The organism is Methylobacterium sp. Leaf111 (assembly GCF_001423285.1).
Taxonomy (GTDB): Bacteria; Pseudomonadota; Alphaproteobacteria; order Rhizobiales; family Beijerinckiaceae; genus Methylobacterium.
The window spans coordinates 17,517-33,400 of record NZ_LMNE01000020.1 but is presented as its reverse complement, the minus strand read 5'-3'; the positions used below and the strand labels follow the sequence as shown (position 1 = coordinate 33,400).

Genomic DNA, 15,884 nt, shown 5'->3' with positions numbered 1-15,884 from the left:
GCCGGCTTCCGCGATCCCTGCCGTCCTGCGTGGGGCCCTGCTTGCGGCCGCCGGAGGCGCCCCGGTCAGTGGGACAGGTACAGAGGCAAGGGGCTGCGCTTGAGGAGGGACTGCGTCACGCCGCCGAGGAACCACTCCTGGAGGCGCGAATGCCGGTAGGCGCCCATCACCAGCATGTCGGCGCCGATCTCGCCGGCCCGGACCCTGAGCGTCTCGGCGACGTCGCCGACGACCGGCACGTCGACCGCGGAAACCGTCACGCCATGCCGCGCGAGGTGCGGGGCGAACTCGGCGCCGGCCGCGGAGGTCGAGAGGTCCTTCTCCCCGACGACGGACACGACTTCCACCAGCTCCGCCGCGCGCAGGAACGGCAGCGCGTCGTTCGCCGCCCGGGCCGCCCGGGCGCTGCCGTCCCAGGCGACGAGGATCCGCCGCGCGGCGTAGGTCTCGTAGCCGGGCGGAACCACGAGGAGCGGTCGCCCGCTCCGGAAGAGGATCCCGTCGATGAGGTCGCGGTCGAGATCGAGCTCCCTCGCCTCGGCATCGAGGACGGTCAGGTCCGCGAGCCGCGCGCGGGCGGTGAGGCGCGCGACCAGGTCCGTGTAGGCAAGGTAAGGCGCCTCGGCCATGCAGGTCACGCCCACGCTGGCGGCGTCCGCCACGGCGCATTCGGCCAGGGCCTGCGCGAGGCCGCGCAGCCGCCTGTTTTCGGTCGCCACGAGGTCGTTCACGAACCCCCACGCCCCGCCGGCGACCACGGCCAGGCGCCGTGCCGCGGATTGGACGGTGAGGTGGGCGCGCGTCGCGGCGGCGAGCGAAAGTCCGTAAGCCAGAGCGGTTTCGGCCTCGTCGCCGCGGCCCTCCTCGGTGAGGCACACGAGAACATCGCGGATCTCGGCGTGCGGGGATGAGAGCGGACGGGACATGCGGGGCTCCGGGCGTTTTGACGGACCCAGTTTCGCACCGCGGTTCGGTCCCGCGTTGATCCATCGCAACGCCGGCCGGTCGGGTCGCCTGGGCATCGCGCCGGGACGGCGGCCGTCATGTCCTGCCGACGGGTCCGCGGGCGCCCCTGGCCATCGTCCCGACCTGGACGAGCAGGAGCGGGGCGACGCTCGCGCCGAGGATGATCGCCCACATGGTCGCGTCGGGCGGCACGAGGCCGAGCACCTTCCCGGCCGCGGGCACGTAAGCCGGGCCGACGAGCAGCACCGTGCAGAGAAGGAGGGCGGCCCAGACCCAGGGGTTGCGCGTCACCTCGTTGCGAAATGGCTTCGCGCCGGAGGCCCGCATGTTGAAGACCTGCCAGAGTTGCGCGAAGGCGAGGGTCAGGAAGGTCACGGTCACGCTGGAGGCCCGGTCGAGGCCGAACCAGGATTCGGCGACCGCCAGCCCCGCGAAGGTCGCGACCGTCAGAACGGCGGCGTGCAGGACGATCCGCACCCATTGGGGACGTCCGAGGATGGGCTCGCGCGGGTCGCGCGGCGGTCGTGCGAGGATGTCGTCCCGTCCCTCGCACATCGCCAGGGCGAAGGCCGGGAAGACGTCGGTCACGACGTTGAGGTAGAGGATCTGCAACGGCTGGATGGGGAGCGGCAGGGCGGAGACGATGGCGAGTCCGACGATCATCACCTCGCTCAGGTTGCAGGCGAGGAGATAGGCGGCGAAGCGGCGGATGTTGTCGAAGATGATCCGACCCTCGCGGATCGCGCCCACGATGGTCGGGAAGGCGTCGTCCATGAGGATCATGGCAGCCGCCTCACGCGCCACGTCCGTCCCCCTCCGCCCCATCGCCACGCCGATATCCGCCTGCTTCAGCGCCGGCGCGTCGTTGACGCCGTCGCCCGTCATGGCGACGATCTCGCCCTTCGCCTGGTACGCCCTGACCAGGGACAGTTTCTCGGCGGGGCTCACCCGCGCGAAGACCGCGACCTCGTCCAGGCGGCCCGGGATCTCGCCGGTGCTGCCGCCCTCGACGACGCGGTCCCCGCGGCCGGCGAGCCCGACCGCGCGCGCGATGCTGAGGGCCGTGACGGCGTGGTCGCCGGTCACCATGACCACGCGAATGCCCGCGGCGCGGCAGGCGGCCAGAGCCTCCGGAACGTCCGACCTGGCGGGGTCTTCCAGCCCGACCAGACCGAGGAACGTGAGGTCCCGGAAGGGATGCCCCCCCGCAGCGCCCCCCGACCTCTCCGCGCAGGCAATGACCCGCAGGCCCCGCGCGGCCAGGTCTTCGACGCGACGCCGCCACAGGTCCCGGGCGCCGTCGTCCAGCGGGACGTCCCGCTCCGCGCCACCGACCGAGCGCGAGGCGGCCAGAACGGCCTCCGGGGCCCCCTTGACCGCCACCCAGTGGCCCGGTTCGACGGCATGGACGGTGGCCATCATGCGGGTGCCCGCATCGAAGGCGTGCTTCCCCACGAGCGGCCGGTCGCGCAGGAGTGCCGCGCGGTCGAGCCTGACGGCGCGACCCGCCCGCAGCAGCGCCTGTTCCATCGGGTCGCCGCTGCCCTGCTGGGAATCCTGCCCCAGGGAGGCGTCGTTGCAGAGGACCGCGACGCGAAGCAACCGTCCGGTCTCGGCGGCGGCGGAGCCCGGATCGGTCAGGTCGGCCTCGCCCGACGGCACCAACAGCCACCGCACCGTCATGCGGTTCTCGGTGAGCGTGCCCGTCTTGTCGGTGAGGATCACCGTGGTGGCGCCGAGGGTCTCGACGGCCGACAGGCGCTCGATCAACGCATTCCGCCGCGCCATCCGCCACATGCCTCGCGCCAGCGCCAGGGTCGCGACGACCGGCAAGCCCTCCGGGATGGCCGCGACCGCCAGCGCGATGCCGGCCTCGGTCATGAGGCGGAGATCCTTGCCGGTCGCCACGCCGAGGCCCGCGAGGACGAGGGCAAGCGCCAGGATCACCCAGACCATCTGGCGGGACAGACGCTCCAGGCGCCGCTCCAAGGGCGAGGTGTCCGGCTCGGCCTGCGCGACGAGGCGTGCGACGGCGCCGAGTTCGGTTCCCAGGCCGGTCGCCACGACGATACCGAGGCCGCTGCCGCGCGTGATCAGCGTGCCGCGGAACAGCATGCAGGTGCGCTCGGCGAGCCGCGCGTCCGGGGCGACCGGCTCCGGCGCCTTGTCCACGGGCACCGACTCGCCCGTGAGGGTGGACTCGTCCGCGCCCAGGTTCGACGCCTCGACCAGCCGGATGTCGGCCGGGACGGCATCGCCGCCTTCGACCAACACGATATCCCCCGGTACGAGATCCTCTGCGGGAAGCACCCGTGCGTGCCCGTCGCGGCGCACGCGGGCCGAGCGCGTCCCGAGCGCCCGCAATCCCTCGACGGACCGCGCCGCCCTCAGTTCGGTCGAGAAGCCAAGGCCGGTGTTGATGGCCAGCACCGCGATGATCGCGGTCGCCTCCTGCCAGTCGCCGAAGTAGAGCGAGAGCGCACCCGCCGCGGCGAGCAGGGAGACGACCGGGCTCATGAACTGGTTCAGGAGCAGGGCAAGCGTGCCGGCCTTCTCCTTCGTGGCAATCACGTTCGGGCCGAAGCGGGCGAGCCGTCGCCGGGCCTCCGCGTCCGTCAGGCCCGCGCTCTGGCACGTTCCGAACATCTCTGGAACGTCCTCGCTCGGCACGGCATGGGCGCCCTCCTTCCCAGCCAGCGTCGAACGGGGTGCGGTGCGCGGGTTCCAAGGCGCGGCCCCGATGTCCTGCCGGGCGGATCCGTGCGCGATTATCGGGCGTTCGGGACCGTGAGGCGCCACGGCCGGATCGCAGGCCGTCCTGGGGCTGCCGTGGGGTTGATCGCATGCCATCTGAAAGCCCGGTCTGGTCCGCCCCGTCCCAGTCTCCCGATGGTCGGCCGGCCGGGCGTTGATCCGCGTCAACGTCCAAGCGGATCGGCATCGGGCGCTGTGAGCATCGAAGCACCGCCCGAGGCCTGCGTTCGGACGCGCGGATTCCCCGAGAAGGCAAATGGAGCCGGCCACAGGCACCGGACACTCCGTTCGCCCAAGAAGGCTCAGAGGCCTTCAACGGCAGCGGTCGTGACCTCGGTGCCGGGCGCAGCGACGATGCCGGTGCTCGCGATAGCCGCGTACGATACGTCTGTGCGTCGGTGACACGAGGCCTGCCCCGAGCCGGCGGACCGAGCCGACCGCTGTCGAAACCGGGGCCGCGGCGATGACCGTTGCAAGCCCAAAGCTGAGCGCGTTCGGGCACATTGCCGCCTCTCACGGCCCGGGGCACCGCGACGGAGAGACGGACGAGCGGACGGGTTAAACGGACTGCCGCCGGTCGAAGCGCGAGCCGTTCGGACAGAACGCCCGGTCGGCGCCGGGTGGCGTTCCCGCCCTCGGTTCGCGTGCGCAGCGGCTGCGTTCCGTACAGTCCGAGCAGCCCGCCTCAAGGGCCCGCATGGCCGCGAGCTGTTGCCGCTGCCTGGCGACGGGGTCGAGGCTCAGGCGTCGCCGCGGGTCCGCGATGCCGCGGCGCCTCGTGCTGGCGCCCGAGCCGGAGGGAGGCCGGGCCGGGCGCCCCGGCCTCCAGCATCGTCTCCATCATCTCCCCGTCGACGTTCCGGAGTTCCTCAGCAGCCTTCAGCAGGCCGCACCACTCGTCCGTCGCGGCGACGATGCCGAAGGGGTCGAACGGGTCGGGCTCGTCGATGGGGGAGGACATCGCAATCTCCGTCTGGCTTGGGAATCCTCCGCACCGGACCGCGGCCCCGCGGGGACCGGGCTGGCGGACATGTCGATCCAGTGCCGCGGCCGTCGGCCGGGGCCATGATCTGGATCAAGTCCCGTCGGCGGATCGACGGACGGTGCCAGACCCGATGCAGCGGTGGGGCGCGCTGAGACGCGCCATGGCGCATGACGCCACCCGGGACGGTTCGCCCTCGGACCGGCTGGTCACGACGATCGGCACGCTCGCGCCCAGAACCAGGCCGGCGGCCTCGGCGCCGGCGAGGTGCACCAACTGCTTGGCCAGCATGTTCCCCGACACGAGGTCCGGCACGACGAGCACGTCGGCATCGCCCGCGACCCGTGAGACGATGTGCTTGGCCGCGGCCGCCGGTCCCGACACCGCATTGTCGAGGGCGAGGGGGCCGTCGACGATGCCACCGGTGATCTGGCCCCGCTCAGCCATCTTGCAGAGCGCGGCGGCATCGACGGTCGAGACGATCCGCGCGTTGACGGTCTCGACGGCGGAGAGAATCGCGACCTTCGGCTCCCGGATGCCGAGGGCGTGGCAGAGCTCGATGGCGTTCTGGACGATGTCGCGCTTGTCATCGAGCGAGGGGGCGATGTTGACCGCCGCGTCCGTGATGAAGAGCGGCTTGGGATGGTGCGGCACGTCGAGCGCGTAGACGTGGCTCATCCGCCGCTCGGTTCGCAGACCCCCCGCCTTTCTGACGGCGGCCTGCATCATCTCGTCGGTATGGAGCGCACCCTTCATCAGGGCGGCGACTTTCCCGGTACGCGCGAGCGCCACCGCCGTCTCGGCCGCCGCATGGCTGTGCCGCGCGTCGACGAGCTCGAAGCCATCGAGCGCGAGGCCAGCCTCGGCGGCGACCGCCCGTATCCGCGCCTCCGGCCCGACCAGGACGGGTTCGATCAGACCCGCCTCCCAGGCCGCGATCGCACCCAGGAGGGAGGTCGCATCGCAGGGATGGACGATGGCCATCCGGATCGGCGCGAGACCGCCGGCAGCCTCGCGCCATCCCCGAAGGGACGTCGCATTCCCGACCGTTCGGGGATCGGCGGTCCGTCCCCCCTCGTCGCCGACCGCGAGGCGTGCCCCGCGGGTCGCCGCGGCTCCGAGGGACAGGCGCCAGGTCATGCGGTGCTCCGCTGCGAACAGGCGCAGACCCTGTCCGCACGGGAAGCCGGGAACCTTGATCCATCTCAAGGCAGGGGTGACCGTGGCCTGGGCAGTCTCGCGGATGCCTTCCCCGAGGCCTGTCCATCCCGAGGCCTGTCCATCCCGAGGCCAGCCCATGCCCGGCCCGAACGACGCCCAACCCGCGCGACGGGCGATCCCTCGTCGGGTTCGCCACCGCTCCCGCTGGCTGGCCGGCCTCGCCGGCGTTGCCGCCGCCCTCCTGGCGTGCACGGCATCCCCGGACGCCCGGCGGGGGACCGGGGAAAGGACCGGGGATACGCCCGGCGGTCTCTACGAAGCCCTCAGCGTCTTCGGAGCGGCGTTCCATGCCATCCGCGCGAAGGCGGCGGAGGAGCGCCGCGACGATCAGCTCGTGGATGCGGCGATCTCCGGGATGGTCGCATCGTTGGATCCGTACTCGGGATACGTGACCGCGGCCGAGCTTCAGGCGTTCGACGAGGAGGATACCGGGACTTACGCGGGGATCGGCGTGACGGTCGAGGCAGGCGGGCGCGTCCGGTCCGCCTTGCCCGGCGCCCCGGCGGCCCGGGCCGGTCTGCACGCCGGAACGATCATCGAGCGGATCGACGGCAGGGCCGTCCACACCATCGACCGCACCGGGATCGTCGACCTCCTGCGCGGTGATCCTGGAACCGCCGTGCACCTGCGGGTCCGCCTTTCGGAGAGACAGGCCGCCACCGAGGTCGCCCTGACACGGGAGTGGCTTCCCCTGCACCCGGTCCGCACACGTCTTCTGGGCACCGTGGGCTATGTCGGGCTCGACCACTTCGACGACTTCACCACCGGGAGGCTGCTCAAGGCCGTGGCGGGCCTCCAGGCTCACATCGGTCCGGAGGCGATCACGGGTCTCGTCCTTGACCTGCGCGGGAACCCCGGCGGTCTCGTCGTGCAGGCCGTGGCGGTCGCCGGGGCGTTCCTGGGGCGGGGAGAGATCGTGCGCCTGGTGGGACGCGGCCCCGGGGACGTCGAGCGTTTCGCGCTCGACCGCGGCGGCAAGGACCTCGTCGACGGGCTTCCCCTGGTGGTGCTCGTGGACGGCGACACCGCCTCCGCGGCCGAGATCGTGGCCGGCGCGCTTCAGGACCACCGACGCGCGACCCTGGTCGGGACGCGCACCTATGGAAAGGGTGCCGTTCAGACGACGTATCTCCATCGCAGCGGACGCGGCCTGCGACTGACGACGGCCTGGTTCGTCACGCCGGCGGGCCGAAGGGTGCAGGGACGCGGCATCGAGCCCGACCTCGTGGTCGCGCAGGATGGCGATGTCACGACGCGGGACGAGGAAGCGGTGCCGACCGGCCATCCCGACGGGGACGCCACGTCCCTGCAGAACGGCATCGTCGAGGATGCCCGCATCGATCCGGCCGGCGATGCCCCGCTCGCGACCGCACTCCGGCATCTCGGGACCGTGGTGGAGAGCCGTGCCGGACGCCGCCCGCCGGGCCTTGATCTGCCTCAAGGTGCGCGCATCCCGGCGGGGCGAGAGTGAGGGAGCCGTTTCGACGTGGCCCGACAGGTGAGGCATCCGATGAACACGACGTTCGACGAGCGCGAGCGGGCCTTCGAGAGCCGCTTCGCCCACGAGGAGGAGTTGCGCTTCCAGGCGCGTGCCGCCGCAATCGCCTGCTGGCGACCTGGGCGGCCGAGCGGATGCACCTGACCGGGGACGCGGCCTCCGGCTACGTCACGTCCTTCGCCGAGGAAGCCGTGGTGTCCGACGACGACGCCTTGCTCGCGCGCCTTCGCGCGGACCTTCGTGCCTGCGGCATCGACGAGCCCCTCGCGAACCTGCGCCGGGAAATGGAGCGCTGCATCGCCTTCGTCCGCGCCGAACAGCGCGTCGGGCTTGCGCTGGATCAAGGCTCCTCCGCCTAGGGCGCGTCATCCTGGTCCGGACTTCCTCACGACAGCAGACGGGAGAGACGCCATGACCGACAAGGATCTTCGCCGCGATGTGCTCGACGAGCTCGACTTCGACCCGAGCCTGGATGCCGCCGAGATCGGCATCGCCGTCTCGAACGGCGTGGTGACCCTGACGGGGCATGTCGGCAGCTATGCCGAGAAGGTGGAGGCCGAGCGCGCGGCGAAACGGGTCAAGGGCGTGCGGGCCATCGCCCAGGAGATCCAGGTTCGCCTTCCCGACGCCAAGAAGATCGAGGACGATCAGATCGCCGCGCGGGCCCTGGCCATCCTCGACTGGTCCGTCCACCTCCCGAAGGACGCCATCCAGGTGAAGGTCGCGCAGGGCTGGGTGACGCTCACCGGGGCGGTGCCCTGGCAGTACCAGGCGATGGGCGCCGAGGCGGCCGTCCGCAAGCTCTCCGGCGTCTTCGGTGTGACGAACCTCGTCGAGGTCAGGCCGGACGTGCAACCGACGGCCGTCAAGGCGAAGATCCTGGAGGCGTTCCGGCGGAACGCCCTGTTCGAGGCGGACGCGATCAAGGTCAGCGTCGAGGGCGACCGGGTCACCCTGGAGGGGGCCGTCACGGTCGGCATCGAGCGGGATGCCGCCGAGCGGGCGGCCTGGTCCGTACCGGGCGTCCGGACCGTCGTCGATCACATCGTCGCCCTGCGCTGAGGAGACGGGACATGCCTCATGGGACACAGGGATCCTCCCCATCCGACCAGCGACACGGCAAGCCTCCCGGACAGCACGCCCTGCCGGGGATGCTGTATCGGGTGACCCTGACGCTGGCCCGCTGCCCGGACTTTCCGGACGGCAGCGTGGCCCGGGGCTACGAGATGGTCGTGCCGCTCGGACCGGACGGGCACCTCGATCCCGCCCTCTGGCGCGAGACCCGCGACAGTTGCCGTGTGCGCCGCTTCTGGGCGGGCCAACGCGACCGCGACGGTCGCCTCGTTCACCGGGCCGGCGGGGAGGGCGGCGCGACCTGGCTGATCGACTACGAGGATTGGACGAACGAGGACGACGAGCCGGGCTACCACCTCGGCACGCACGCCTTCGTTCCGGGCGACTACGTCTCGATCCGTGATGCCGACGACGGGGTCTACCGCACGTTCATGGTCGCCCGCGTCGACCGCGCCGGCGCTGGACGTCAGACCTGACGCCGAGGGTTCCCACGGGGGGAAGGCGGGCCGCTCGCGGCGATGGAGCCGGTCGCTCCGGGCCTCGGGTGCGACCGCTCCGGAGCGAGATCGGCGGTGAGCGGTGGCGCGCGGCCCGTGCGGGGTTTCGACCCGCCGCTCACTGGAGATTCGGGGGAACGACCTCGTGGGTGACGTCCTGACCCGACCCGGCTTCGCGCACGCTGATCCTGACGCCGCGGCGGATCAGCCGCTCCAGGTCCTCGGGCGCCAGGTAGGCTCGGCTCTCGGGGTCGTAGAGCCTGCACCCGCCATACCGTTTGAGCTGGCGGACGGGTGAGGGCTTCGTGCTGGGCGTCATCTCGACTGCGCGGCGCCGGCCGCCTCCGACGTGGGATAGATCTTATCTGGAATAATTAAAGTCTGGACGCCGGATGTGCAAGGGCCGGCGCCCGGGCCGCGCGCCCCTCGAGGCCCCCGTGCACCGAGCCTCCGGTCGCGACCGCGATCTCGCGCTCCTCGTCGGCGGAGACGACGCGGACCTGCACGCGGGAGGCGCGGGCCCCGATGACCCCCGCGGCACGGGCGTTGGCGTCCGCGTCGAGGGCCACGCCTGCGAACCCCAGTCCGCGGCAGACGGCGGTGCGGACCTCGGCGGCGTGCTCGCCGATGCCCCCGGTGAACACGAGGGTGTCGAGGCCGCCGAGGGCCGCGATCAGCGAGCCCGCCTCGCGCACGATCCTGTAGGCGAACAGGTCGAGGGCCTCCCGCGCATCGGGACTTGGGCTCGCCGCCAGCACCCGCACGTCGTCGCTGATCCCCGAGACCCCGAGGAGGCCCGACCGCTCGTTGAGGAGCGAGGCCACCGCATCGGGCGACAGGCCGCGCTCGCGGATCAGGTGCAGGACCAGGCCCGGATCCACCGAGCCGCTGCGGGTGCCCATCATCACCCCGTCGAGCGTCGTGAAGCCCATGGTGGTGGCGACGCTGCGCCCGTCCCGGATGGCGCAGAGGCTGGCCCCGTGCCCGAGATGGGCGGCGAGCACCCGGCCCTGCGGGCAAAGCCGGGCGACGTGGGCGTAGGAGAGGCCGTGGAAGCCGAAGCGGATGAAGCCCTCGTCGAGGAGGGCGCGGGGAAGGGGATAGATCTGGGCGAGCCGGTCCTGGGTGCGATGGAAGGCGGTGTCGAAGCAGGCGACCTGCGGCAGGTCAGGCCAGGTCTCCGTCACCGTCCGGATGCAGGCCAACGCCTGGGGCTGATGGGCCGGCGCCAGCGGGACCAACGTCTCCAGGTCGGCGAGCACCTCGGCATCGAGGCGCACCGGCGCGGCGTAGCGCAAGCCCCCGTGGACGATGCGGTGCCCGGCCGCCGTCGGCGCGGCGGGCAGCCGTCCGAAGAGCCACCGGGCGACCTCGGGATGGTCCCCGGCCGGGGGCTGCTCGTCGTCGCGGGCCAGGCCATCCACCGCGAGCCGCGGGGCGTTTCCGATGTCGGCGACGTGCGCGCGCCAGACCGGGGCATCCGCACCGGACCGGAACAAGGCGCAGCGCAGGCTGGAGGAGCCGGCGTTGAGGACGAGGATCATTGCTCGATTTCCGGCAGGACCGTCCAGCCGTCGACGGTCTCGCCGGCCGGGGGCTCGTGCCTGTCCGGCGGATCGCCCTGCATCAGGTCCGCCTCGATCCGGCGCCGGTCGGCGTGCGCGGGGCCCTCGGGCCAGACCCAGTCCCGGACCGCCGGCAGATCGTCGCCGGTCCGGCAGACGTGCTCGCGATGGGTCGCCAGCACGTCCCGAAGCGCCTCCTGGGCGTGTTCCCCCCGGGCGCCCAGCCGCGGCGCGGCCTGCAGGGCGGCTTGTGCGAGATGGAACCGGTCGAGCCGGTTCAGGACGCACATGTCGAAGGGCGTCGTCGTCGTGCCTTCCTCGATGAAGCCGTGCACGTGGAAGTTGCCGTGGTTCGTCCGCTTGTAGGTCAGCCGATGGATGAGCCAGGGATAGCCGTGATAGGCGAACACCACCGGCCGGTCGCGCGTGAAGAGGCTGTCGAAGGTCGGGTCGTCGAGTCCGTGCGGATGCATCTCGCGCGACGCCAACGTCATCAGGTCGACGACGTTGACGACCCGGACCCGCAGCTCGGGAACATGCCGGCGCAGCCAGTCCACGGCCGCGAGGGTCTCCATCGTCGGCACGTCCCCGGCGCAGGCCATCACCACGTCGGGCTCGGACTCGCCCTCGTTCGTCGCCCAATTCCAGATGGAGGCGCCGGCCGCGCAGTGCTTGGCCGCCTCGTCCGGGCTGAGCCATTGCAGGGCGGGCTGCTTGCCGGCCACCACCACGTTGATGCGGTCGTAGGTGCGCAGGCAGTGGTCCATGACGCACAGGAGGCTGTTCGCGTCCGGCGGCAGGTAGATGCGCGCCGTGTCGCCGCGCTTGTTGGCCACGAAGTCGATGAAGCCCGGGTCCTGGTGGCTGAATCCGTTGTGGTCCTGGCGCCAGACGTGCGACGACAGCAGGATGTTGAGGGAGGGGACCGGCCGGCGCCAGGGCAGCTCGCGCGCGGACTTCAGCCACTTGGCGTGCTGGTTCACCATCGAATCGACCACGTGCGCGAAGGCCTCGTAGGTCGCGAACAGGCCGTGCCGGCCGGTGAGGACGTAGCCTTCGAGCCAGCCCTCGCAGAGATGCTCGCTCAGCACCTCCATGACGCGCCCGTCGCGCCCGAGGTGGTCGTCGCCCGGCAGGATCGCCTCCTGCCACGCCCGGCTCGTCACCGCGAAGACGGCGTCGAGGCGGTTCGAGGCGGTCTCGTCGGGACCCATGATGCGGAAGTTGCGGGCCTCCGCGTTGAGGATCAGGACTTCCCGCAGGTAGGTCCCCAGCACGCGGGTCGCCTCGGCCCGGACCCGGCCGGGCTCGGGTACCGCGACGGCGAGGCGGCGCAGGTCCGGAAGGCGTAGGGGCGCGCTCGTGTGGGCATTGGCGTGCGGGTTGGCCGAGATGCGCCGTCGGCCCTTCGGGGGCAGTGCCGCGAGCTCCGGCACCAGCGCGCCGTCCTGCCCGAACAGCTCCTCGGGCCGGTAGGATCGCATCCAGGCTTCCAGGATGGCGCGATGGTCCGCGTTGTCCCGCACGGCGGCGACGGGAACCTGGTGCGCGCGCCAGGTCCCCTCGACGGGCTTGCCGTCGACGGTCTCGGGGCCGGTCCAGCCCTTCGGGCTGCGCAGCACGATCATGGGCCAGCGCGGCCGCTCGACCTTGCCCCGGTGGGCGGCGCTCCTGATCGCCGCGATGGCGTCGAAGGCCGCGTCGAGAGCCGTCGCCATGGCCTGGTGCATCGCGGCGGGCTCGTGGCCCTCGACGAAGGCCGGCTCGTAGCCGTAGCCGACGAGAAGGCTGCGCAGCTCCGCCTGCGGGATGCGGGCGAGAAGCGTCGGGTTGGCGATCTTGTAGCCGTTGAGGTGCAGGATCGGCAGGACGGTCCCGTCATGGCGCGGGTCGAGGAACTTGTTCGCGTGCCAGGAGGCGGCCAGCGGCCCGGTCTCCGCCTCGCCGTCGCCGACGATGCAGGCGACGGTCAGGTCCGGATTGTCGAGGGCCGCCCCGAAGGCATGCGCCAGTGAATAGCCGAGTTCGCCCCCCTCGTGGATGGAACCCGGCAATTCGGGCGAGGCGTGGCTCGGGATCCCCCCGGGGAAGGAGAACTGGCGGAACAGACGGGTCATGCCGTCGAGGTCCTGCGCCACGTCCGGGTAGGTCTCGCTGTAGGTGCCCTCCAGGTAGGCGTTGGCGACGAGGCCCGGCGCCCCGTGGCCCGGCCCCCACACGGCGAGCATGTCGAGGTCGCGCTGCCGGATGACGCGGTTCAGGTGGGCGTAGATGAAGTTCAGTCCCGGCGTCGTGCCCCAGTGGCCGAGGAGCCGCGGCTTGATCTGCTCCGCCCCCAGGGGCTCGCGCAGCAGCGGGTTGTCCATCAGGTAGATCTGCCCGACCGACAGGTAGTTCGCGGCCCGCCAGTAGGCGTGGATCTCCCGCAACTGGTCCGGGCCGAGGGGACCGGGCGCGAAGGGGTCGGCAGGCGGGAGCGGGGTGCCTCCGCTGGCGGCGTCCAAGCCTCCATCCAAGCCTCCTGTGAGCGGCTCATCCATGTCGGGGTCCCGGGGTGCGGTGATCTTCCGGACATGATGCGGTCTGCCAAACGTCCCGCCTTGCGCTGGATCAACGCCGCTCCGTCCTGCCGGAGGCAGCCTGCGGATCGTTCTGCGCGCACGGGGATGCGGACCATGATGCCGGCGACTGCCCTTCTCCCCCTCATGGTCTGTCTGAGCGTCTCGCTTCCGGCGCGGGCGCAGTCCCGTGCGCCCGCACTGGTCTTTCACGGCAATTATTGCGGCCTGGGCAACAACGCCCCTCTCCCTCCCATCGACGCCCTCGATGCGGCGTGCGCACGGCACGACGCCTGTACCCCTGTCGCAGGCCTGCCTCCCGCCCCCTGCAATCTGCGCCTGAAGCGCGAGGCGGAACGCATCGCGCGCGATCCGAGGATGCCGGACGATGTGCGGACCCTGGCCGGCATCATCGCCGCCGGTGCCTCCGTGCTCCCCTTCGATCCGAGACCCGCAGCGGTCGTCGAAGCTCGGTCACCGCCCCCGAAGCCACGCGGCCGTCGCACCGCCGGGTGAGGGCCGACAGAGCGTCCGCGGGGGCAATCACCGGCCGCGCCGGCGGGTCGTCGCGCGACATCACCTTGCGGAACGTCCGCAACGCGCCTGCTGTCGGAGGAGGGCACCATGTTCGCGATGGTCCTGCGGGAGGCCGGAGGATTCCTTGCCCCCGAGTGCCGCCCGACCCCGGAACCGGGGCCCGGCGAGGTCCGGATCCGGGTCGAGGCCTGCGCGGTCTGCCGCACGGACCTCCACCTCATCGACGGAGAACTCCCGCAGGCGACGTATCCCATCGTGCCCGGCCACGAAGTCGTCGGCATCGTCGCGGCGCGCGGCCCGGATGTCCGGGAGCCACCGTTGGGCAGCCGGGTCGGCGTGCCGTGGCTCGGGCATGCCTGCGGGCATTGCTCCCATTGCGAGGCCGGCCGCGAGAACCTCTGCGACGCGCCCGGCTTCACGGGCTGCACGCGCGACGGCGGCTTCGCGACCGACATCCTGGCCGAGGCAGCCTTCACGATCCCCCTCGGTGCCGATCTCGACCCGGTCGCGACGGCACCGCTGCTCTGCGCCGGCCTGATCGGATGGCGAACCTTGCGGATGGCCGGCGCGGCGGAGACGGTCGGGCTGTACGGCTTCGGCGCGGCGGCCCACATCATCGCCCAGGTCTGCCGATGGCAGGGCCGGCGTGTCTTCGCCTTCACCCGCCCCGGCGACCGCGAGACCCAGGCCTTCGCGCGATCCGTCGGGGCGGAGTGGGCCGGCGGGACGGACGCGCCGCCGCCGGCGCCGCTGGACGCCGCCCTCGTCTTCGCGCCGGACGGGGCCCTCGTCCCGACGGCGCTGAAAGCGGTGCGCAAGGGTGGCCGGGTCGTCTGTGGCGGCATCCACATGAGCGATATCCCCGCCTTTCCCTACGAACTTCTCTGGGGCGAGCGCGCGGTGCTGTCGGTGGCGAACCTGACCCGCGAGGACGCCCGCAGCTTCTTCGCGCTCGTCCCGCGGGCGGGCATCGTCACCCACACGCGTCCCTACCCGCTGGAGCGGGCCAACGAGGCGATCGCGGATCACCGGTCCGGGATCTTGCGGGGGGCGGCCGTCCTGGTGCCTCAGCCGCTCGCCCGGCGCCCAACGACGTGAAGCCCGCAGGCCCCGAAGGGGACGGCCTTGATCCATCTCAAGGCCGTCGCTGGTCCGACGGTCATCATGCCTCGCGTAATCGCGAACGGGAGCCGACGATGACCCTGGTCATGAGATCCACTTACATCCGGTCGGTCCAGCATGTCCGGATGCCGGTCACGCTTCGGGCGCACAATACGGATGCACCCTCGGTCGTCTCGGACGGGCACCGCTACCGAAGCATCGGCAGCCTGCAGGCCCTGGGTCTCGCGATTGTGGCCTCGCTGGTCACGCCGGCCCTGCTCTGGCTCGTGCTCTGAAGCCCCGCGTGAACGCGAACGGGAGACGGACGATGGACGACAGGACCCTGCGCCAGCACGTGCTGGAGGAATTGGACTTCGATCCGAAGGTGGACGCGGCGCATATCGGCGTGGCCGTTCGGGACGGTCTCGTGACGTTGTCCGGCCACGTCGCCACCTATGCCGAGAAGATCGCCGCCGAGAAGGTCGCGCAGCGGGTCCGCGGAGTCCGGGCCGTCGTCGAGGAGATCGAGGTCCGCTACCCCGCAGACCAGAAAACCGGCGACGAGGAGCTCGCCGCCCGCGTCGTGAAGGTTCTGGCCTGGAACGTCCAGGTCCCGGACGAAGCCATCAAGGTCAAGGTCGAGGAGGGCCGTGTCACCCTCGATGGCTGCGTCCCCTGGTACTATCAGAGGGCTGCGGCGCAATCCGCAGTGGCGAAGCTCGCCGGAGTCCGGGAGGTCCTGAACCTCCTCGCGGTCAAGCCCTCCGTTCGGTCGCGCGACGTGAAGGCGAAGGTGCTCGCAGCCCTGAAACGGACGGCGCGGGATCCCGACACGATTACCGTGCGCGTGGAGGGCGACACGGTGATCCTCGACGGATGCGTCGACCTGTGGCGGGAGCGCGAGCTCGCGGAGCGTGCGGCCTGGTCGACCCCGGGCGTCCATGCCGTCGACGACCGCCTCCGGCTGGCTTGGTGACGGGACCGGTGTTTCCCCGCCCCACCGATGCGGGCGGGTTCGGAATGACCGACGCGGATCAGCGGGACCGGATGGCGCGCTGCCAATCCGGACGCCCCCTCCCGCGGGGGCGGCGCGCGAAGCTGTCCGAGGGACTGTTTCAGGGATTGTCCAAG

At 71.8% G+C, this 15,884-nt stretch carries 13 protein-coding genes and 1 pseudogene; 7 read left to right on the top strand and 7 right to left on the bottom strand.

What is annotated here, in order from left to right:
* Positions 1 to 65: 65 nt before the first annotated feature.
* The 4 genes from ASF41_RS12610 to ASF41_RS12595 form a co-directional block, all read right to left on the bottom strand.
* Positions 66 to 926: a universal stress protein gene (locus ASF41_RS12610; RefSeq protein WP_056493620.1), complete on the bottom strand. Its 861-nt coding sequence runs from the start codon at positions 924 to 926 to the stop codon at positions 66 to 68.
* Between the two features lie 115 nt (positions 927 to 1,041).
* Complete coding sequence (locus tag ASF41_RS12605) at positions 1,042 to 3,636, bottom strand: cation-transporting P-type ATPase (protein ID WP_280138145.1); 2,595 nt, start codon at positions 3,634 to 3,636, stop codon at positions 1,042 to 1,044.
* Positions 3,637 to 4,405: 769 nt separating this feature from the next.
* Entirely contained in the window at positions 4,406 to 4,681 is a 276-nt protein-coding gene (locus tag ASF41_RS12600; RefSeq protein WP_200941364.1) for a hypothetical protein, read from the bottom strand.
* A gap of 114 nt (positions 4,682 to 4,795) precedes the next feature.
* Complete coding sequence (locus ASF41_RS12595; RefSeq protein WP_407067279.1) at positions 4,796 to 5,842, bottom strand: bifunctional enoyl-CoA hydratase/phosphate acetyltransferase; 1,047 nt, start codon at positions 5,840 to 5,842, stop codon at positions 4,796 to 4,798.
* A gap of 157 nt (positions 5,843 to 5,999) precedes the next feature.
* On the opposite strand from ASF41_RS12595, the gene ASF41_RS12590 reads away from it, so the two are divergent.
* From ASF41_RS12590 to ASF41_RS12575, 4 genes and pseudogenes are all read left to right on the top strand, one after another.
* Complete coding sequence (locus tag ASF41_RS12590; RefSeq protein WP_082504327.1) at positions 6,000 to 7,394, top strand: S41 family peptidase; 1,395 nt, start codon at positions 6,000 to 6,002, stop codon at positions 7,392 to 7,394.
* A 39-nt stretch (positions 7,395 to 7,433) separates the two neighbouring features.
* Positions 7,434 to 7,780 (top strand): annotated as a pseudogene (locus ASF41_RS12585) (DUF1476 domain-containing protein).
* A gap of 52 nt (positions 7,781 to 7,832) precedes the next feature.
* On the top strand, positions 7,833 to 8,483 hold the full coding sequence (locus ASF41_RS12580; protein ID WP_056270457.1) for a BON domain-containing protein: 651 nt from the start codon (positions 7,833 to 7,835) through the stop codon (positions 8,481 to 8,483).
* Between the two features lie 11 nt (positions 8,484 to 8,494).
* Positions 8,495 to 8,971, top strand: coding sequence for a hypothetical protein (locus ASF41_RS12575; protein WP_200941273.1), 477 nt, complete (start codon positions 8,495 to 8,497; stop codon positions 8,969 to 8,971).
* 139 nt (positions 8,972 to 9,110) lie between these two features.
* Here ASF41_RS12575 and ASF41_RS12570 read toward each other — a convergent pair whose 3' ends face one another.
* Genes ASF41_RS12570 through ASF41_RS12560 form a run of 3 tightly spaced genes read right to left on the bottom strand, consistent with a single transcriptional unit; the run spans position 9,111 to position 13,061 of the window.
* Positions 9,111 to 9,311 (bottom strand): polyhydroxyalkanoate synthesis regulator DNA-binding domain-containing protein, encoded by a 201-nt coding sequence (locus ASF41_RS12570; protein WP_056493617.1) that lies wholly within the window; start codon positions 9,309 to 9,311, stop codon positions 9,111 to 9,113.
* Positions 9,312 to 9,366: 55 nt separating this feature from the next.
* The gene (locus tag ASF41_RS12565) at positions 9,367 to 10,536 is read right to left on the bottom strand and encodes an acetate/propionate family kinase (protein ID WP_082504325.1); all 1,170 of its coding nucleotides are present in this window, start codon (positions 10,534 to 10,536) and stop codon (positions 9,367 to 9,369) included.
* Complete coding sequence (locus ASF41_RS12560) at positions 10,533 to 13,061, bottom strand: phosphoketolase (protein WP_056493614.1); 2,529 nt, start codon at positions 13,059 to 13,061, stop codon at positions 10,533 to 10,535. Before ASF41_RS12560 ends, ASF41_RS12565 begins: the two co-directional genes overlap by 4 nt.
* A 678-nt stretch (positions 13,062 to 13,739) precedes the next feature.
* Between ASF41_RS12560 and ASF41_RS12550 the strand changes: the two genes are divergently transcribed.
* From ASF41_RS12550 to ASF41_RS12540, 3 genes are all read left to right on the top strand, one after another.
* Positions 13,740 to 14,750 (top strand): zinc-dependent alcohol dehydrogenase family protein, encoded by a 1,011-nt coding sequence (locus ASF41_RS12550; RefSeq protein ID WP_056493612.1) that lies wholly within the window; start codon positions 13,740 to 13,742, stop codon positions 14,748 to 14,750.
* A gap of 98 nt (positions 14,751 to 14,848) precedes the next feature.
* The gene (locus ASF41_RS12545) at positions 14,849 to 15,049 is read left to right on the top strand and encodes a hypothetical protein (protein WP_056493643.1); all 201 of its coding nucleotides are present in this window, start codon (positions 14,849 to 14,851) and stop codon (positions 15,047 to 15,049) included.
* A 32-nt stretch (positions 15,050 to 15,081) separates the two neighbouring features.
* Complete coding sequence (locus ASF41_RS12540) at positions 15,082 to 15,729, top strand: BON domain-containing protein (protein WP_056348475.1); 648 nt, start codon at positions 15,082 to 15,084, stop codon at positions 15,727 to 15,729.
* Positions 15,730 to 15,884 lie beyond the last annotated feature (155 nt).